This window comes from Kocuria atrinae C3-8, assembly GCF_000286355.1.
Lineage (GTDB): Bacteria > Actinomycetota > Actinomycetes > Actinomycetales > Micrococcaceae > Kocuria > Kocuria atrinae_A.
In genome coordinates, this window is record NZ_AJXN01000082.1 from 20,637 (window position 1) to 35,670 (window position 15,034).

The following is a 15,034-nucleotide window of genomic DNA, read 5'->3' on the forward strand; positions in this document are numbered from 1 at the left end:
GGAAAGTACGTGTAGTGCTGGTAGTGCTTGGTCTCGCCGGTATCGCTGCGTTGCGCTCGAAGCGGCGGGTGGGCGGCGTCGTCGTCATGAATGAACGACGACGCCGCTCCTGAGGTTTTTCGCGTGACTAGCCTTCGATGCCCAGCGCGGTGTTCTTGACCGCTTCCGCCACGGCCGGGGCCACGTTGGGGTCGAACACGCTGGGGACGATGAAGCTCGCGTTGCGCTCGTCCGGTTCCACGCAGTCCGCAATGGCCTTGGCCGCGGCCACGAGCATGTCGGACGTGATGTCCGAGGCTCCGGCGTCCAGCAGACCGCGGAACAGGCCCGGGAAGGCGAGCACGTTGTTGATCTGGTTCGGGAAGTCGCTTCGGCCGGTCGCGACCACGGCGGCGTGCTCGGCGGCTTCGGCCGGGTGCACCTCGGGGTCGGGGTTGGCCATGGCGAACACGATGGCGCCGTCGGCCATGGTGGCGATGTCATTGCCATCCAGAACGTTGGGAGCGGACACGCCGATGAAGACGTCAGCACCGGCCACGGCTTCCTTGAGCGAGCCGGAGAAGCTGTCCTTGTTGGTGTTCTCGGCCAGCCACGTGCGGTGGGGATCGGTGTAGGTCTCACCGGAGTGGATGGCGCCGTTGCGGGAGCACGCGATCACGTTGGCCACGCCGTTGGCGAGCAGCAACTGGATGATGGCGTTACCGGCAGCGCCCACACCGGAGACGACAACCTTGACGTCCTCGATGTTCTTGTCCACCACGCGCAGTGCGTTGTAGAGGGCGGCCAGGGTCACGATGGCGGTGCCGTGCTGGTCATCGTGGAAGACGGGAATATCGAGCTCTTCACGCAGGCGGGCTTCGATCTCGAAGCAGCGCGGGGCTGCGATGTCCTCAAGGTTCACGCCGCCGTAGACCGGAGCCATGGCCTTGACGATGCTGATGATCTCCTCGGTGTCCTTGGTGTCCAAGCACACGGGCCAGGCGTCAACGTCGGCGAAGGCCTTGAAGAGGGCAGCCTTGCCCTCCATGACGGGCAGAGCGGCGGCGGGGCCGATATCGCCCAGGCCGAGCACGGCGGTGCCATCGGTCACCACGGCCACGGTGTTGCGCTTGATGGTCAGACGACGAGCGTCCTCCGGGTTCTCGGCAATGGCCGTGCACACGCGAGCCACGCCGGGGGTGTAAGCGCGGGAGAGGTCGTCACGGTTACGCAGGGAGACGCGCGGGGTGACCTCGATCTTGCCGCCCAGGTGGATCAGGAAGGTGCGGTCGGAGATCTTGTGGACGGTCACGCCGTCCAGTGCGTTGAGCGCGTCCCGGACCTCGTCGCGGTGTTCTGCGTTGGAAACGTTGCAGCTGATGTCGATGACCACGCTGGTGGGGTGCGATTCGACAATGTCCAATGCGGTCACCTGGGCGCCGGCCGCAGAGGCCGCGGTGGTGATTTCACTGGTCGAGTTGAACGTGGCGGGCGCTTCAACTCGCAGGACCATGGAGTAACCGGGGCTGGGAGTAGACATCTGTGTGAAGTTCCTTTCAGACTGAGCGGAACCCTCGCTCCACTTCGTTATCCGCATTGTGGAAAAAAGTTTCCACTTCTTGAATCGTAGATGTAGTCTAGGGCGAAAGACAAGACCCGTGTGAGACTTATTTCACATGGTGACATCCGATGGCCCCCAACCCAACGGGTTCCCATCGATCACGGAAAGCGAGTTTCACCATGGCAGAAGGCAAAAGTGGGGGAGGGGTCCAGTCCGTCGAGCGAGTGTTCGACCTGCTGAACATCATCACCGCCACCGGGGGTGAGTCCTCCTTGAGCGAGCTGGCCAACAAGGCCGAGCTCCCGCTGCCCACCATTCATCGCTTGCTGCGCACCCTGGTGCCACTGGGCTATGTGCGACAGCTCCCCAACCGCAGCTACGCACTGGGCCCCGGCCTGATTCGCCTGGGCTACACCGCCAGCCTGCAGCTGGGAACCTACGCGCAGCCCGTGCTCCAGCAACTCGTCCAAGAATTGGGCGAATCCGCCAACATGGCCGTGCTCGACGGCCGCATGGTCGTGTACGTGGGCCAGGCGCAGTCCCAGCATTCGATGCGCATGTTCACCGAAGTGGGCCGCCGCGCGCCCTGCACAACACCGGCGTGGGTAAAGCCATCCTGGCCACGCTCCCGGAGCAGCAAGTGGTGTCCATCGTGCACTCGATGGGCATGACCACCCCCACCCCCAAGAGCTTGGGCACCGTGGACGACCTGTTGGCCGATCTCGAGAAGATTCGCGAACGCGGTTACGCCATTGATGACGAGGAGCAGGAGATCGGCGTGCGCTGCTTCTCCATGGCCTTGCCCAACGCCCCCACGCCCACCGCGATCTCGGTCTCCGGGCCCACCACGCGCGTGGACTGGGACTTCGGCGATCGCGCCGTCCCGCTGCTGCGCAAGGCAGCTCAGGAACTTTCGAGCCAGTTCACACCGGCCGGTTCCTGACACACTGCACTAGCTGACGACGACGCCGCGGCCCCCGGTTCTCGGGGCCGCGGCGTTTTCGGTGGGTGAAGTAAAAGCACTGGTCGGAAGTAGCCCACATACGGATCGAACTGCATGTTATTCGCCCCTGAGCCCGTGTTGGGTAGTCTTGTGCGCGGTCTTCACCCCCTGAGTGCATTTTTATTTCGATCCAGAACGAGTGAGACCGCTGGGCTGCGTTCACGAGAGCAAAGGACAGACCCATTGACGGAACACTACGGAAATACCACTGAGCAACGCACCCCTTTATTCAGGCAACGGGTTACTCGCCGTTCAGCACTCGGAGTCACGGCTGCGGTTCTGGGCGGCGGTATCGTCGCCGCATCTGCTGCACCGGCAGCGGCCTTCACTCTTGGTAGCACAAAGCCCACTCGATCTAACGTGGGACCCCGTACAACTTCACTGCGCAAGCACAAAGGCCGTATCTACGTGGATAAGCCGGGGCAAGTCATTGAGGGCCTCGACATCGAAGGTGACATTGTGATTCGCGCTCCGCGAGTCACGGTCCGAAACTGCAAAGTCCGCGGTATGCGCGGGATCAACTCATCGCGTGGTTTGATCGATTGCACGCACCGCAGTGTCCGTGATGCGCGTATCGAGTTCTGTGAGTTGTTCGTCGATGCACGCTGGCCGAGCGCCTACTACGCCGGAGTGCAGGGCCACCATATGCGGGTCTACCGCTGCTACATCCACGAAGTAGTGGATGGGGTGGGGATCATGAACCCTCATGAGCGCAAATCCACGTCTTGCCTCATTGAAGGGAACCTCATCGAGAACCTCACGTACTTCACGCCCGTGAGCCACCAAAGTGACCGACGGACCCATAACGATTGCATCCAGCACCAAGGTGGTAGCTGGGATGTGATTCGGGGTAACTATTTGTCTGCCAACCCATCACCTGCCGTGGGGGTCGGACTCAAGGCCAACGCAAGCCCACGACCGAATGAATTCGCTAGTAGTAATTCGGTTCCCGGACAGTGCATTGGTATCACTCCGGTTCTCTCGACGGTGACCAATTGTCAGATCCGAGACAACTGGATGAAACACGGTGCGCAGTCCGTGAATGTCATTAGGGGTCACCACCACGGAACCAACGTGGGCCGCATTGAAGGCAACCGATTCCTGGGTGGGAACCCCTCCACCTTCTTGGCTGGTTCGAAGCAACCACGTTCAATCGTGATCACCCCGGACATGTCAGTCACCGGGATTCGCACGTCCACCGGTCCTGATCACATCAGCCGCAACGTGAATGGCGCTGGAAAGCCCGTGACCATTTGGCGGATCAAGCTGAGCTAAGACGGGTCGTTCCCGACGATCCCTGCTCGAGCGGGCAGTAATCAAACATGTCATGCGGGCCCAGTGTCCCCTTAAAAGGGCCCGCATGACACTTGTGAATGTTGTCTTGCCCGGCACTGACTTGACGTAGTTTAGGAAGGAGAGAGTGTCGACCTGGGGAGAGTCGACTCTGGGCATTTGGGGGGAATTTTCTATGGAGGAGTCCGCAACGGCACCGCGCGGTAGAACGGCCGTAGCCGTTCGTTGGAACACTTTTTCCATGGGTGTTCGCCAAGTGGCGCAAATCGTGGGCGCTCTGGTTATTGCGCGGATCTTGGGACCGGAAGATTTCGGCGTGATTTCGGCAGCCATGATTTTAGTTGTCCTGACACCGTTGATCTTGGATCTTGGGTTGTCCTCCGCTCTCATCCAACGGCCGGAGCTCAGAAAAGATCACATCAAGACCACTACGACCATCAACGTGGTCAGCGCGCTGATACTGGGCGGGGCCGTCTGGGCATCTTCAGGTTGGATTGCACAGTTCTTCGGATCTTCGGCCTTACAACACATATACGCAATTTTGGGAATTGCGATGATTCTCAAGGGCTTGGCCGTTACCCCGCGTGCTTGATCGTGCGCAACCTCAGGTTCAAGCCGTTAGCGATAACGGAGTCCATAGCGGCAGTAGTAGGTGTCAGCGCCGGAATTATTGCTGCACTCGCAGGCGCCCGTTATGACGCAGTGCTATGGCAGGTATTGCTTACCGACCTCATCACCGTTGTGGGGCTGCAGCTAGCAATTAGGAGCGGCATACCCGGCTGGTCGACCGAGGCTTTCAAAGATTTGGTCGCTTTCGGAGCAAGGATCTTCGCGGCCAATACGTTGGCGTACTGTTCTCGGAACTTGGACAACATTCTGGTGGGTCGATTCCTGGGGCTGGATGCGCTGGCCATCTACGCCATGGCCTATCGAGTCCTGGTCATCCCGGTTCAATTCATCGGGCAAACGGTAAACCGGGTGATGTTCCCGCGCTTCTCACGCGCACAGGGCAACCTGCTGGAAGTACGCGAGCTTCTGATGGCCTCCACAAGACTGTTGGCCTTCGTCACCATACCGGCCATGGCGCTTGCCGCCGTAGCCGCTCCGGAAGCGGTCCGTCTGATCCTGGGCGACGCTTGGATGGCTGCAGCCCCGCTCATATCGATCCTCGCCATTGCAGGCGCGCGAGAGACGATTTTTTACATAACACCGGCACTGATGCGCGGTTTGGGTCGCGCGAAATTGAACCTCCGGATTGAGATTCTCGCCACCGCAGTGCAAGTAACAGGTATTTGTATCGGACTCCTTGGCGGCGTGATGGGTGTCGCGGTCGGCTATCTAGTTGCCGGCATGGCCCTCGTACCTGTGATGCTTCTCGTGCAACGAAAACTCACGGGAGTTCAAATAAGAAGTCAGCTCCTCACCTTGGTGCCCGCGCTACATGCCAGTGGTTGGGGAGTCCTTGCCTATCTCGTGCTGCGTTGGTCGGGGTTGTCCGGGATTCCACTCCTTGTGCTTGGCTCACTGACCTTTGCTCTGATGTGGGGGGCGGTTAGTGCGCTGGTTCATCGATCCTCGACACGACGGTCAATCCTGGATGTTGCGGAGGTCCTCGGTCTGAAAGCCCGACTTTCACGAAGGAAGAATAAGGGAGCTACCTCATGACGCGAATCATGATGATTACCCCCAATTTCGAGAATAACTCGCTGGGGCGCACATGGTGCCTTTGGATGTTGGCACGGAACCTCGGATGGCAGGCAGAAATCTACGGTGTAAAGGGCCGCCGGATCTGGGCTCCGCTCGCCGATAGTGACATGGCCGAATATTGCCATATCCCGGACAACGACAAACTGCGAGACCTAGTTCTGGACGACCTGGTTCGCGTTGCATCCCAGGCGGACTTGATCGTGGCGGTGAAACCGCTCTTGACCTCCTACGGTGTCGCCCTAGAAGTGAGCGAACGCGCGAAGGTGCCAATCCTCCTCGACATCGACGACCCAGATATCGAAGTCAGAACGACATGGAAGCCTCGGTGGGAACGAACAGCCCGATGGATCGCCAAACCTGAGTATCGGCAACTCAGAGGGTTGGCCAAGAAAGTGACTCGGGCACATGGAATCACAGTCTCGAATCCCGTACTGCAGGGAATCTACGGTGGCAGTATCATTCCGCACGTCAGAGAAATAGTGCCTGAGCGAAGGGAGTCCACCGGGACTTCTCCGGTCGTCCGATTTGTCGGATCGGTTCGAGGCCACAAAGGTATAGACGTTCTTCGTGCGGCTGTCTCAGAAGTGGCGGATCTTGGGGTCACACTTGAGATCACCGACGATCCCCCCGAAGAAGTTCACGCCTGGGAGACCTGGTTAGGCACCACGGGAATCGCTGAAGGCAAGAGACTTGTTTCAGGTGCAGACATCATTGCGGTGCCCAGCGAGGACTATTCATGGTCCCGCGCGCAGTTACCCGCCAAGCTTCTTGATGCAATGGCCGCCGGCCGCGCGATTGTTGCTTCAGATTTGCCGACCATCACCTGGGCGACGGGGAACTCAGCACTTCATGTGAAAGCCGGATCTGCCCCCGAGCTCGCCGCAGCACTGCGAGACCTGGTTGACCCGGAACTGCGCGAATCCCTGGGTGCTGCCGCCTACGAACACGCGAGCAAGAACTTTACGCCGGAAATCCTGGCACCACAGTGGGGACAGCTGTGCGAACAGATCGTTTGTGACTACAAGGGGAAATAAAACGTGGACAATATTGAAAGCCGTGGCAATTCTGAAGTGGTCATCGCCGTCTTGACGTTCAAACGGCCGGATGACATAGCCCGAATCATCCCCTTATTGATCGAGCAAGCTGTGTCGATCACGCCGTCGGCGTCAGTTCTCGTGGTTGACAATGACCCTGACGGTGGAGCTCGTGAGGATGTAGCGCAGGCCAGTGGCGGGTCTGACTTGGTCCGATATGTTCATGAACCCACTCCTGGAATCGCGGCTGCGCGGAACAAGGCGTTGGAAGAAGCGGGAGGGGCGAGGTATCTGGTCTTCATCGACGACGATGAAACGCCCTTTCCGAATTGGCTACGACTTCTCATGACCACTCTGCGTGACACGGGGGCACAGGCCGTTGTTGGGTCGGTTGTGTCCGACTATGAAATTCCCTTGACGGACTGGGTCAAGGCGGGTCGTTTTTTTGACCGACGTAGACTCCCCACAGGGACTGATGTGTCGGTAGCGGCCACCAATAATCTTCTCCTTGACGTGAACTGGGTCAATTCAATCGGTTTGAGATTCGACAATCACTTTGGTGTCACTGGTGGTTCAGACACACTGTTTACGCGACAGTTGCACGTCGCTGGGGGTCGAATGGTCTGGAACGACGAGGCAGAAGTCATCGATCGTGTGCCTGCCAAGCGAACTCATGCCAAATGGGTACTTCAAAGGGCCTACCGATCCGGTAACGGTTGGAGCCGTGTTTCCTTGTACATGGCTGGTTCTGGAGCCCACATCGGATTGCGTGCACGGCTGGTCGGCCGTGGGCTAATTCGACTTGTGGGTGGCTCGACTCGTGCCTTACTGGGACTGTTGACCAGGGACATGACCCACCAGGCTAAAGGGCTTCGCACCGCGTGTCGCGGGGCGGGTCTTCTTCTGGGAGCATTAGGCCAGCACTACAGCGAATACCGAAGGTAAAGGGTAATGACTGCAACCAGCTCTCGAATGTTCCGGCACACACGTGCGCGGCCGGGTGGCGTTTCGAGCCGTTGGGATGCAGCTCTGATTCTCATCTCGGTTTTGAGTCTTTTTCTGCCTCACGGATTGCTCATCCCGATGTGGGCGGTGATCGCTTTTCTAATCGCCGGGTGGTTATGGGCGAGCCAAGCTGATGCAGGAACCAGGCAAGTTATGTCCGCTACGGTTCTCTTGTGTCTAGTTGGGCTCATACCGGTTAATCTCCTTGGGCTCACCGCTCCTGATGTACTGATCTTTGCCCTGGCCGTCGGAATTCTCACCTTCTCGATGACCAGATTCAGGCAGGTGGCTCTACCAGTCGGAACGTTCGGCGTTGTAGCCCTGTGCACTGTTTGGTTCTGTACCACTGCGATCAACGCAGAGTTAGTGCAAGTTCTCGTCAGGAGCGCCACGGTGCTACTGCCTCTGGCTGCAGTATTTGTTGCAGCTGGCCAAATGCACATGTCGGTCAGAACTCGAGTCGTCAATTTCTTCATTATCTTCGCAAGTTTCCAAGCTGTTGTAGCAATCATTGAGTCCGAATTGGGGCCGGAAGCGCCTTGGCGGACGAACAATAATTACCGTGGCTTGGACATGACGAGTCCCCTTCTACCGACACTACAGAGAGTGGAGGGCACCTTTGGGCACCCTCTAATCCTCTCGCTAGTGCTTCTCGTGGCCATGGGCTTTTTGGCGAGTCGATTCGGTTGGCTGCCATTAGCCCTCCGAGGCCCACTGGGAATGCTGCTATTAGCCGGAGTTGTGCTCTCGGGCACCAGATCTGCGGCCGCCATGGGTTTGGTCCTCATGCTGCTGATCGTCGTCTCGGAGAGTTCCACTCCGCGCTATTTATTAGTGACCAGCGGGGTGCTTGTGGCGTCTCCGTTCATTTTCGAATCGAGCTACATGCAGCAGGTTGTTGGGCGTTTGACGACATCCGGGTCTGTCAGCCACCGCCTGGAGTCCTGGGATGCGTTTGGCAAGTTGATCTTCGAGCAACCGTTCATGCAAGTCTTGCTCGGTAACGGTCTGGATTCGACGGCGAGATTATTTGATGAAGGTCTTCTTCAGTCTTCGACCTTCACCGTCATCGATAATCAGATCGTCACAGCATTAGCCCACGGCGGAATCGTGGCGATACTCCTGTTGGTCGGATTGATGCTGGTGGCAATTCTTAGAGCGGACCTGAGGGACCTACCCGCCGTGGTCATCATTGCCTCGCAGTTTTTTCTCTTCGACCTCTCTACTTGGCCAGCTACAACAGTGCTTATGGCCTTGGCCCTTGCATGGGGCCTGAACCCTCGTACAGAGATTGGCGGCGCGAATACGTGGAGCCGCCGACTCACGCCCGCGGCCATACAAGACGCAGATCGTGGTTGGGGCCCAACAAGCCGCCACGACTCCTTGAAGAAAGATAAGTGGGAAGTCGACTAGTTATCTAGTGACCACTGCGTCGAGTCCGCGAAAGCTGTTGGAAGTGCAGCAAAACCGCAGCTGAAATCGAGATGACGAGAGCCAGTACGCCGCCCACCAGGAGATTGACGGGCCAGCGGGGAGAGACAGGACTCGTAGGTTCTTTCGCGTTGTCGACGGTAATAACTGACACCGGTACCTCCGACCCCTCATCGGTTGGCTCGGGTCGTTCGATGACTTGGCCAAGGACATCTGCGGTGGTATTAGCTAACTTTGCAGCCTGCGCGGGCGATGATCCCTCGGCGTCTATCTGAACGAGGTTGACCTCGACTTCGTGCTTTCCACTAATCTGCTTCTTGATTTGGTCGGGAGTCAGGGATTCGCTGTCCAGATTGTCCGCGACACGTGTAGCAACCACTTCAGACGAAACTAGCTCACTGTAAGTGCCCAGGCTCCCCTGGAGATATTGGAGGCGTCGGTTCAACGTGTCTGCGTCATTGCTCGGGGCAGGAGCGATGAGAACTCGGGAGCTTGCTTGGTAACTAGGTTGCTGAAGAAGGGTCAGCCCCACCGTTGCTGCCATGACGGCAAGAAAAATGGCCACCGCGATTTTCCAGCGGTTCCGCAGAGCTGTCAGCAGGTCAATGAGTGTCATCGGTCTTCCCCACTGTGGTCCAGTAAATCGAGGAGATATTGTCCGTAACCACTCTTCACAAGTGGCTCCGCACGTGACCGCAGCTCCTCATCAGTGAGCAGACCCACGCGCCACGCAACTTCTTCTGGACAGCCGATGGACAGCCCTTGGCGGGCTTGCACTGTGCGAATGAAGTTGGTCGCGTCGGCGAGTGAGTCGAACGTACCCGTGTCGAGCCACGCAGTTCCTCGATCAAGGACTTCGACCTGCAGCTGACCTTGTTCCAAGTAAATACGGTTCAAGTCAGTGATCTCGAGTTCTCCACGTGCTGATGGCTTCAGCTGACGCGCGTAGTCAACCACATGCTGGTCGTAGAAGTAGAGCCCAGGGATAGCAAATGGACTCTTGGGGTGGGAGGGCTTCTCTTCCAAGGAGATTGCCTTGCCCGTTTCATCGAACTCCACCACGCCGTATGCCGTGGGATCCGCGACGCGATACCCGAAGACAGCTGCGCCTTGAATATCCTCGAAGCGCCTCAGCTTTGTGCCCAGTCCAGGACCGTAGAAGATGTTGTCCCCCAGGATCAAACAGACGGATTCGTCGCCAATATGTTGAGCGCCAAGTGTGAATGCTTGGGCCAATCCATCCGGTGTGGGTTGAACTGTGTACGAGATGTTGATTCCGAATCGAGTTCCATCACCAAGCAACCGTTGGAACTGTTCAGAGTCCTGCGGTGTAGTGATGATCAAGATGTCCTTTATACCCGCCAAAAGCATCGTTGACAGGGGGTAATAGATCATCGGTTTGTCGTACACGGGGACCAGCTGCTTGCTGATGCCCATGGTGATCGGATGTAGGCGACTGCCCGTGCCGCCGGCAAGAATGATTCCCCTCATGCCTCCATTGTTGCAGTAAAGCCGTCTGGAAGCGCGTAGGGCTTCCTTTCGGTCTTGTTTCTGATATCTTGTGGACACATCTACGGGGCGTTCGAGGGGTTGCTGGGCAGCAAAGAACCACCCGATAGCTGTGATCCAAGATAGGGGCCGGGATTAATTCGTCGTTAATCTCGGAGTGACAGGGGAGAGCGGGCCTACTAGCCAATCTGGGCCAGGGGATGCATGGGGCATCTCTTTATCTCCACCAGTCACTTAAATACTGGGGGAGTAATCAAATGAGTTTGTCCATTCAAGAGGGGACGAATGTAGGTCGCCATTGGCGTGTCGCCAAATTCGCGGTCTCCACTTTTGCCTGTGGTCTGCTGTTGGTGTCATGTAGCGCATCCCCTGAAACAGGGAATGAGTCCTCAGGTGCTGGTGCGCCGGAGGCGTCCACTGCCACAGAGCAGCAGGAAACTCAGGCTGATCAATCACCAACTTCTTCACCGGGCGAGTCAAAAACTACGGCTACCGCTGATGCGGACAATGCCGAGGGATCAACAAGTGCGCAGGGCAGTGAGGCCAGTGGGGGACCTACCGTTCACGCGTCAAATGGGGACGGACGAACTCCCCCGCCTTTGGCGGAGCCTGTGGAGGCGTCCAAAGATGTCAGGTCCGGAGAACTCACCGTTGGTGTTGGCGACCTCAAGTCAGTAGAACTGGATGACTCGATCCCCGGCGAAGTTGCTGGACCCTCCTCAGCAGTCGAGATCCAACTTCGCAATGACACCAATGAGGAGGTGTCTGTGGAGCAAGCCTTTGCCCAAGCTGAAAAGGGTGACGAGGGCGAACCTGCAGTGGAACGTGATGGTCGCCGTGAAGGCGACTTCGGCTCCCCGCTCAAGCCGGGCGAGAATCGCAACCTTTCATTTGTCTTCGCCGGTTCTCCAGATGAAATTACGAAGATTATTTTCGGATACACACCCGATCAAGAACTACTTCAATTCGAGGTCCGCTAATGTTTACGCGAAATTTTTCATCAAGTGAGACCTCGAGGGCCCGCAGCGCATATCAGGGTTTAGTCTTTATTCTCACCTTTGCCCTGGCATTAGGGTGGTTGACTGCCATGAATTCTCCTTCCGCGGAGGCTGCTGTCGTGACTGGTCAGGCCAAGGCAACGGAGGATGGTCCTTCTCTGCGCAGGAGCTCAGCACCGTGCAGGTCAACGGGGTGGTGTGGGACCAGGCCATCGTCGGAAACACTGTCTACGTGGCCGGAGATTTTTCGTCGGCCAGGCCAGCGGGGGCTCCTCTCGGGCAGCGAGAAACTCCGAGGGCGAATCTACTGGCCTACGACATCACTACAGGTGTCATGATTGACAGCTGGGCGCCATCGGTGAACGCGCAGGTTAAGGCGATTGAAGCATCGGCGGATGGACAAAGCCTTTATATCGGTGGATCCTTCACTGAACTCAATGGTCAAGTGGTCAGCCGTATGGCCAAGATCTCCACTTCAGACGGTACGCAAGACACCCGGTTCCGAAGCAATCCGGTTGCCACCGTCAATTCCATCGCTGTTGCTGCCAACGACACTGTTTACTACGGCGGAGTCTTCGGCCAAGTCGGATGGACGACCAGAACACGAGTGGCTGCCGTCGACGCCAACACGGGCGCACTCAGGCCTTTTGCGCCCAATGTGGTTGGAGGTGCAGTGTGGTCGGTCGCCGTCGACGACTCCAGTGGAGATGTTTATATCGGCGGAGCTTTTACTTCGGTCAATGGTTCAAGCAACCCGGGTTACGGGATGGCGAGGTTGCAGGGTGCGGATGGCTCGATCAAGCCCTGGTCAGTTAACTCGGTGGTTCGTAACGGTGGTGTCAACGGCGCAATCACCTCGTTGAAGATCCGCGATGGTGTGGTTTATGGAAACGGCTACATGTACTCCCGCAACGGGAACAATTTCGAGGGGACATTCGCAGCCGACGCTGGTACCGGATCCATGATCTGGTTGAACGACTGCCACGGTGACAGCTACGACAATGTGGCCGTTGAAAATACTGTTTACGTCTCCAACCACGCCCACGACTGTTCGACTTTGGGTGAGTGGGATGACACCACGGCTTATCGGTACACCCTGGCAATGACGACCGAAGCTACCGGAACTCTATTGGCCGACAACAACGGCTACTGGAATTTCGCTGGCCAGCCGGCACCCACTGTGCGCTCGTGGGAGCCGACATTCATCGCTGGTACTTACACCAATTCCAATCAGGCTTCATGGAACGTCGAGTCCAACGGTGACTACTTGATCTACGGTGGCGAGTTCATGTCTGTGAATGGTCGCCAACAGCAAGGCATTGTTCGCTTTCCCGCGAAAAAGCAGTCGGATACCTATCCGCCCTTCTTGCAGGGGTCTGCTCTCGAGCTGACTGCGACTCCCAATTCACGTGGTGGTATCGACCTCACCTGGCGGGGAAGTTGGGACAGGGATAGTCGTAATCTGACCTATGAGCTCATCCGCAATGGCGATGAAGCTAACCCGATCGATGTACAGACCGCCAACTCGACTTCCTGGTTCGTCCCAAACTTCAGTTATCGGGACCTCACGGCAGAGGGGACCAATAGTTACCAGGTGAAGGTGAAAGATCCGAACGGGACATCAGTCCGTTCGAGCACTGTGTCAGCTACTTCATCCGGCGCAGTGGGCGATCTGGACAGCCGATACGGCCAAGAGGTGATGAAGGGTTCCCCCAGGGACTACTGGCGCATGGGCGACTCCTCCCGGTCCCGTACCGGATACAACGTGGTTAGAGACAATAATCTCTCCCACAACTCCGCCGTAACCACGGGAGCAACCGGTGCGCTGGCAGAGGACGCAGACTTGGCAACCTCGTATGCGAATCCGGGATGGTTCGCATCCGCAGGCTCCGTATCAGCAAAGTCGGAGCCAGGGCCCCAGGAATTCACTACGGAATTGTGGTTCAAGTCCAGCTCAACTCGTGGTGGCCAATTGATCGGCTACGGCAACCGGAATTCGGGTAACTCGTCGAGTACTGACCGGAAAATCATGATGGACAGCGACGGCACCCTGGTCGCGGGTGTTTTCCCGGGAAGTGTTCGGAAGCTGACGTCTCCTCAGGCGTACAACGATGGTCAGTGGCACCACGTCGCCACCACGTTGTCTTCTGACGGATATGCCATGTACGTGGACGGGGAGCGAGTGGCGTACGACGCTGCGACGACCTCCGCCCAAGCGTACAACGGCTATTGGCGAGTGGGTGGTGACGTGGTCACCGGCTGGGGCATGCGCAGCAGTAACGCCTGGTTCAACGGAGACCTCGATGAGATTGCGATTTACCCGCAGGCTTTGAGTGCCGAGACCATTGCCCGTCATTACGTTGCTGGAACCGATCCGGGTCAGCTGGAAGAAGAGGAACAGCCTGAACCGAATCAGGCTCCGCAAGCGGTCCTGTCTCTGGCAATTGAAGATTTGACCGTATCTGCGGATGGGCAAGGCTCGACCGATGCAGACGGGGAAATCGCTTCCCATAGTTGGGACTTCGGCGATGGGACCGTGGCGAGCGGTGCTACAGCTCAACACACTTACACGGAAGCAGGTACGTACACGGTGACTCTGACCGTCACCGACGACAAGGGGGACACCGCGACTTCCACCGAATCTATTACGGTGGTCGCGCTGATGTCGTGGAGGAACCTCAGGTGTTCGTGGAAGACAATTTCACGCGCAATATTGATGGTGGCTTGGGCGCGGCCGATATCGGTGGCGATTGGGTGGTCACGTATCGCGACGCTGAACTCGATGTCGAAGATGGCGCGATGACTGCCGAATTCAGTAGGGCCGGTGTGAGCTCAGCGGCCTATCTCATCCCCTCCACGACATCCACGGATCTTCGATCCAGCGTTGCATTGGACAAGTTGCCCAACGGTGGTGGCACTTTTATATCCATGCAAGGGCGCCGCGTAGGAAATAGTGACTATCGACTGACGGCCAGGGTGCTCAGTAACGGAAATGCGGTTGTCAGCCTGATCCGTGCCAACGGATCGCAGACCACCACGCTTGCCACACAGCAGATCAATGACCTGCGGCTTGCCGCCAACGAGCGGCTCGCCATGCGCTTGGTTGTGGATGGCACATCTCCCACCACCCTGAAGGCGAAGGTTTGGAAGTATGGACAGACCGAGCCGACTGATTGGATGCTCAACGCCGAGGACACTCACGATGCTCTTCAGGCGACTGGTTCCGTCGGGTACATGGTGTACATGTCCGGATCAGTGACAAACCTGCCGTTGACTTTCCTGATGGACAGCTTCGTGGCTAACTCATACGTCGACGAAACTAATGCGGAGCAAATGCGCGAGAACTCTATGCCCGAGCCTGAAGATGCGGGAACAGAAGCTGACACTGACGCACAGCCTGTGAACGAGGGAGCAGAAGCAGACCAGCAACCAGTGGACGGGGCAGCGGCAGCTGATGAGGGAGCTGCTCCGTGAGAATCCGCGGTCGAAAGCGTCTGCTATCAAAGGGGCGGCA

At 57.8% G+C, this 15,034-nt stretch carries 10 protein-coding genes and 2 pseudogenes; 9 read left to right on the plus strand and 3 right to left on the minus strand.

Features of this window, described 5'->3' with window-relative positions; translation table 11 throughout:
* Window positions 1–127: 127 nt before the first annotated feature.
* Window positions 128–1,519: an NAD-dependent malic enzyme gene (locus tag YO9_RS0109285; protein ID WP_016997225.1), complete on the minus strand. Its 1,392-nt coding sequence runs from the start codon at window positions 1,517–1,519 to the stop codon at window positions 128–130.
* A gap of 200 nt (window positions 1,520–1,719) precedes the next feature.
* Between YO9_RS0109285 and YO9_RS0109290 the strand changes: the two are divergent.
* From YO9_RS0109290 to YO9_RS0109320, 6 genes and pseudogenes are all read left to right on the plus strand, one after another.
* Window positions 1,720–2,483 (plus strand): annotated as a pseudogene (locus tag YO9_RS0109290) (IclR family transcriptional regulator).
* A 243-nt stretch (window positions 2,484–2,726) separates the two neighbouring features.
* Window positions 2,727–3,818, plus strand: a complete 1,092-nt coding sequence (locus YO9_RS0109295; protein WP_223286339.1) for a right-handed parallel beta-helix repeat-containing protein — start codon at window positions 2,727–2,729, stop codon at window positions 3,816–3,818.
* 243 nt (window positions 3,819–4,061) lie between these two features.
* Window positions 4,062–5,501, plus strand: a pseudogene (locus tag YO9_RS0109305) (lipopolysaccharide biosynthesis protein); the annotation flags it as partial.
* Entirely contained in the window at window positions 5,498–6,577 is a 1,080-nt protein-coding gene (locus YO9_RS0109310; protein WP_016997229.1) for a glycosyltransferase family 4 protein, read from the plus strand. The pseudogene YO9_RS0109305 and the gene YO9_RS0109310, both read left to right, overlap by 4 nt.
* 3 nt (window positions 6,578–6,580) lie before the next feature.
* Window positions 6,581–7,522, plus strand: a complete 942-nt coding sequence (locus YO9_RS0109315; RefSeq protein ID WP_223286340.1) for a glycosyltransferase family 2 protein — start codon at window positions 6,581–6,583, stop codon at window positions 7,520–7,522.
* 6 nt (window positions 7,523–7,528) lie between these two features.
* Entirely contained in the window at window positions 7,529–8,995 is a 1,467-nt protein-coding gene (locus YO9_RS0109320) for an O-antigen ligase family protein (protein ID WP_223286341.1), read from the plus strand.
* Between the two features lie 4 nt (window positions 8,996–8,999).
* On the opposite strand, the gene YO9_RS0109325 is transcribed toward YO9_RS0109320, so the two are convergent.
* Both YO9_RS0109325 and rfbA read right to left on the minus strand, forming a co-directional pair.
* Entirely contained in the window at window positions 9,000–9,629 is a 630-nt protein-coding gene (locus tag YO9_RS0109325; RefSeq protein ID WP_016997232.1) for a YveK family protein, read from the minus strand.
* The gene (rfbA, locus tag YO9_RS0109330; RefSeq protein ID WP_016997233.1) at window positions 9,626–10,504 is read right to left on the minus strand and encodes a glucose-1-phosphate thymidylyltransferase RfbA; all 879 of its coding nucleotides are present in this window, start codon (window positions 10,502–10,504) and stop codon (window positions 9,626–9,628) included. The genes YO9_RS0109325 and rfbA overlap by 4 nt, the downstream gene beginning before the upstream one ends.
* A 275-nt stretch (window positions 10,505–10,779) precedes the next feature.
* On the opposite strand from rfbA, the gene YO9_RS17770 reads away from it, so the two are divergent.
* The 3 genes from YO9_RS17770 (at window position 10,780) to YO9_RS17780 (ending at window position 14,994) form a co-directional block, all read left to right on the plus strand.
* Window positions 10,780–11,502 (plus strand): hypothetical protein, encoded by a 723-nt coding sequence (locus tag YO9_RS17770; protein WP_223286342.1) that lies wholly within the window; start codon window positions 10,780–10,782, stop codon window positions 11,500–11,502.
* 196 nt (window positions 11,503–11,698) lie between these two features.
* Window positions 11,699–14,323 (plus strand): PKD domain-containing protein, encoded by a 2,625-nt coding sequence (locus YO9_RS17775; protein ID WP_223286343.1) that lies wholly within the window; start codon window positions 11,699–11,701, stop codon window positions 14,321–14,323.
* Window positions 14,209–14,994, plus strand: a complete 786-nt coding sequence (locus YO9_RS17780) for a hypothetical protein (protein ID WP_223286344.1) — start codon at window positions 14,209–14,211, stop codon at window positions 14,992–14,994. The genes YO9_RS17775 and YO9_RS17780 overlap by 115 nt, the downstream gene beginning before the upstream one ends.
* The last annotated feature ends 40 nt before the right edge of the window (window positions 14,995–15,034 follow it).